Genomic DNA, 4,810 nt, shown 5'->3' on the forward strand with positions numbered 1-4,810 from the left:
TTTCACACCCGACTTACCGAGCCGCCTACACCCGCTTTACGCCCAGTGAATCCGGGTAACGCTCGCCCCCTACGTATTACCGCGGCTGCTGGCACGTAGTTAGCCGGGGCTTCCTCGCGAGGTACAGTCATCGGCCTGGCATTTCCTCCAGGCCTTATTCCTCCCTCGCAACAGGGGTTTACACCCCGAAGGGCTTCATCCCCCACGCGGCGTCGCTGGATCAGGCTTTCGCCCATTGTCCAAGATTCCCCACTGCTGCCTCCCGTAGGAGTAGGGCCCGTGTCTCAGTGCCCTTGTGGCCGACCACCCTCTCAGGCCGGCTACCCGTCGTAGGCTTGGTGGGCCATTACCCCACCAACTACCTGATGGGCCGCGGGCTCATCCCTCGGCGGAGCAAACGCCCCTTTCATCCAGCAACCTTCGTTGCCGGATCGTATGGGGTATTAGCCGGGGTTTCCCCCGGTTATCCCCCTCCGAGGGGTAGATTACCCACGTGTTACTCACCCGTGCGCCGCTGGTACCCTTGCGGGTACCCGCTCGACTTGCATGTGTTAGGCACGCCGCCAGCGTTCACCCTGAGCCAGGATCAAACCCTCCACGAAATCTAAGCAGAAGGTTTAGATCCTTGACCCTTTGGATTCTTTATGATTGGCGGGACTGCTATCCATTTTTCAATGACCCGACGACAAAACAATGTGAGTCTTCCTCAGACCCTCTGTCGTTCTATTCATTTTCCAAGACCCTGCTTCTTACAACTGCTCTCACACGAGCGACCGTATATCATGGTACCACCTGTCAAAACGCGTGTCAAGTTACGAAAAAGTTAAGGCCAAAGAAAACTCAGCGTTCAACCACCCAGGTAAGCACGCTTAACCTCCTCATTGGCGAGTAATTCTTTTCCGGTACCCTGCAAGACTATCCGTCCAGTCTCGAGTACATAAGCGTAATCTGCTATGTTCAAGGCCGCATAAGCATTCTGTTCAATCAGAAGTATTGTCTTACCCTCACTGTGAATCTTGTGAATCACCTCGAACAATTGTTCCACTATTATAGGTGCAAGCCCCAAAGAAGGCTCGTCGAGCATTAACAGATCGGGTCTGCTCATTAGGGCCCTGCCTATTGCAAGCATCTGTTGCTCTCCGCCGGATAAAGTCCCACCTTTCTGGCTGAGTCTTTCCTTCAAAACAGGAAAAAGCGAGAAAATCCACTCCATATCCTGTTGAATCCCATCTTTATCATTCCTTTGATATGCCCCAACCAACAGATTCTCGTAAACCGTCAGATTTGGGAAAATCCTCCTGCCTTCTGGAACCATTGCGACCTTTTTTGAAACAATCTCGTTGGTCGGTTTGTTCGTAATGTTCTCACCATTCAGAAAGACATTTCCAGCCTGTACTTTGACGAGACCACATATCGCTTTCAAGGTAGTCGTCTTACCTGCACCGTTCGAACCAATCAAGGTCACGACTTTCCCTTTTTCCACCTTGAAAGATATCCCCTTCAATGCCTTTATTGCGCCATAACTCACGTGCAGGTCCCTAACTTCGAGCATAGGCACCACTTCCCAGATAGGCCTTGATCACTTCGGGATTATTCTGTATCTCTTTGGGGGAGCCTTCTGCAATAACACAACCATGGTCCAGAACTGTTATTTTCTCACATATTCCCATGACAACTTTCATATCGTGTTCGATCAGAAGTATTGTGAGACCAAACTCATCACGAATTCTCTTTATAAATCTCATCAATTCAGCGGTTTCCTCCGGATTCATACCAGCTGCAGGTTCGTCGAGCAACAAAATTCTTGGTCTCGTTGCCAGCGCTCTTGCTATCTCAAGTTTTCTCTGATAGCCATACGGAAGTGAAGCTGCACTCTCATTCGCAAGCTGCTTCAAACCAACGGCTTCAAGAAGATCGAGCGACTCTTTTGTCATTTCTCGCTCCTCTCTTGCATACTTGGGCAAATCCAGGACAGCCGAGAAAACAGATGCTTTCAGTCTGAAATGACATGCCACACGAACGTTGTCGAGCACGCTCATTCGGTGAAAGAGTTTGATGTTCTGAAAGGTTCTTGCTATTCCCAGTGCTGCGATCTCGTGGGGTTTTTTCTTTGTTACGTCGATGCCCATAAAATATACTTTTCCAGAGTCCGCACGATAAACGCCAGTTATAACGTTGAAAATGGTTGTCTTGCCAGCACCGTTTGGACCAATAAGACCTGCCAGTTGACCCTGTTCAAGTTCCAGAGAGACGTTGTTAACAGCTACCAAGCCGCCGAATTTCTTGGTCACCCTGTCCAATCTCAGGATCGCCACACTTCATCCTCCCCGGTTTGATTGACGCCTTTTGAAAAACGAAATGACACCCTGCCATGAAAACTCTCTATCGCCCAGTATGCCGTGTCTGAAAAACAGAACTGATATCATCAGTATGATGGAGAAAATCAACATCCTCATGCCAGAGATACCAGGTATCGTTATCCCGAAAATTTTCATCGGTGTTTCCACAATCCTGAGCCACTCCATCAAAACGGCGATCAGAACGCCAGAAATCACCGTCCCGGTTATGCTGCCAAGCCCTCCCAGGAGAACTATCAAGACAATCTGAAAAGTGAGCATTATGTTGAATGCGTTCGGATCGATCGTCATCACAAGGCTACCCAGCAGGCCACCTGCAATACCTGCGAAAAATGCACCCACGACAAAAGCAAGAGTCTTGTGGTAAAACAGATCAACACCCATTGCTTCGGCCGCTTCTTCGTTGTCTCTGATCGCTTTCAGCGCCCTACCATAGCTGGAATCAATCAGCCTCTTTATGAAAAACACGGTGAACACAGCCCATCCCCAGCTCCACCACAAATTCGTGTACGTTGGCAAACCTTTAAGCCCTAAAGGTCCGTTTGTCACACTCTGCAAATTGTTGAAAAGAACCCTAATTATCTCAGAAAAACCATAGGTAACTATCGCGAGATAATCACCTTTCACCCTCATACAGGGAGCACCAACGAGAAAACCCGCACCAGCGGCAAGCAATCCCCCAATTAGCAACGCCGGGAAAAACGGAATTTGAATTCGATTCAGCGGCCATATCAGCGGTTTTATGAAAAAGTTCATTGCCTTGAGCTCGGGCGACATATAAAGTAAAGCAGACGCGTAAGCACCTATTGCCATAAATCCAGCGTGACCAAGGGAAAATTGCCCTGTGAATCCATTTATCAAGTTAAGACTGACACCGAGAATCACATATATCGCCGCCACGTTCATGATTCGAATTATGTACGCATCGAAATTCTTCTGTGCATAGCTGATGAAAGCGAAAAACACAACAAGTGCGATCAACGTCAGCCAGAACGAAGGTTGCTTGTACACACTCATTCCCCCTAAGTTTCACCAAACAGACCAGTTGGTTTAAAGAGTAAAACGAAGACCAACATAATAAAAATGAAAGCATCTCGGTATCCTGCCAGATCGGGAAGAAACGCAACAAGCAAGATTGAAATCATGCCAATCAAGAAACCCCCGACCATGGCTCCTTTGATGCTCCCAATACCGCCTATTATGGCCGCAGTAAAAGCGCGCCACCCGGGGAAAACTCCCATGAATGGCCATATCTGTGGATAGCGTAGCGCCCAGAATATGGCACTGATGGCCGCAAGGCTTGAACCAACTGCAAAGGTAAAGGTTATCGTCCTGTCTACATTAATTCCCATCAACCTTGCTGTGTCAAAGTCGTACGCAAGAGCTCTCATCGCGAGTCCCATTTTTGTTTTATAAACCAAGTAACTCAAGAAAAAAAGGGCTCCTATCGACACAACGATGGTGATTATCGTTACAAGCTGGATTCTGACTCCCCACACATTCAGAGTTCTGTTCAACACCGGTGGCTGATAGAAAGGTTTTTGCCTGCCACCGAAAACCACGATTGCGAAATTCTCAAGCAAGAAAGACATTCCTATGGCTGAGCAGAGGGAAGAGATTCTCGGTGCATTTCTCAGTGGCTTATAAGCAACCTTTTCAATTGAAATTCCGAGGAGTGCTGTAAGAAATATTGCAAAAAGAAACGACAACCACCACGGAAACGAAAAGAGAACTATCCCGTAATAAACAAAGAACGCCGCCATCATGAATATATCACCGTGAGCAAAGTTGACTAATTTCACAACACCATAGACAAGCGTGTACCCAATTGCAACAAGCCCAAAAACGAATCCAAGTGCTACTCCGTTTGCCAAGTGCTGCAGAAACAAGGTCAAGTTCATCAAGACACCTCCAGAAAAAACGCGCAGGCACGAAGCCTGCGCGTCACTCATTCACTCGGTCTGACCGTTGTCACATACACGAACTTCCCATCCTTGACAACCCTTATAACTGCATCCTTAATCGCATCTCCGTTTTGATCGAGTGTTATATAGCCTGTTGCGCCCTCGAAATTCTTCGTAGCGGCGAGTGCATCTCTTATTGCTTTCGGGTCAGCTGATCCTGCTCTTCTAATCGCGTCAACAACAAGCATGTAGGCGTCATATCCCAGTGCGGCAAAGGCACTTGGATCCTTGCCGTACTTTGCTCTGAATGCCTTGATAAACTCTGCAGCTCTGGGGGTTGTCGTAGCCTCGGTATCAAAGTGTGTACTGAAATAAGAACCTTCAACTGCTTTGCCACCTACTTCGAGGAACTCTGGAGCTTCCCATGTGTCACCACCCAAAAAGATCTGTTTCATTCCAAGTTCACGTGCCTGTTTTATGATCAGGGCAGCCTCACCGTATGCAGCAGCAGGTATAAAGATCACATCAGGATTTTTGCTGTTTGCGAAC

5 protein-coding genes and 1 rRNA gene are annotated in these 4,810 nt (G+C 48.0%); all 6 read right to left on the reverse strand.

Features of this window, described 5'->3' with window-relative positions; genetic code table 11:
- Positions 1-602, reverse strand: a 16S ribosomal RNA gene (locus tag QMD82_08430); the annotation flags it as partial.
- Positions 603-847: 245 nt separating this feature from the next.
- Positions 848-1,552: an ABC transporter ATP-binding protein gene (locus tag QMD82_08435; protein MDI6851942.1), complete on the reverse strand. Its 705-nt coding sequence runs from the start codon at positions 1,550-1,552 to the stop codon at positions 848-850.
- Complete coding sequence (locus QMD82_08440) at positions 1,539-2,315, reverse strand: ABC transporter ATP-binding protein (GenBank protein ID MDI6851943.1); 777 nt, start codon at positions 2,313-2,315, stop codon at positions 1,539-1,541. Before QMD82_08440 ends, QMD82_08435 begins: the two co-directional genes overlap by 14 nt.
- A 3-nt stretch (positions 2,316-2,318) precedes the next feature.
- Complete coding sequence (locus QMD82_08445) at positions 2,319-3,374, reverse strand: branched-chain amino acid ABC transporter permease (protein MDI6851944.1); 1,056 nt, start codon at positions 3,372-3,374, stop codon at positions 2,319-2,321.
- Between the two features lie 5 nt (positions 3,375-3,379).
- Positions 3,380-4,258, reverse strand: a complete 879-nt coding sequence (locus QMD82_08450; protein ID MDI6851945.1) for a branched-chain amino acid ABC transporter permease — start codon at positions 4,256-4,258, stop codon at positions 3,380-3,382.
- Positions 4,259-4,305: 47 nt separating this feature from the next.
- A partial coding sequence (locus tag QMD82_08455; GenBank protein MDI6851946.1) for an ABC transporter substrate-binding protein occupies positions 4,306-4,810 on the reverse strand: 505 nt, incomplete at its 5' end.

This window comes from bacterium (assembly GCA_030019025.1).
GTDB lineage: Bacteria > Hydrothermota > Hydrothermia > UBA1063 > UBA1063 > UBA1063.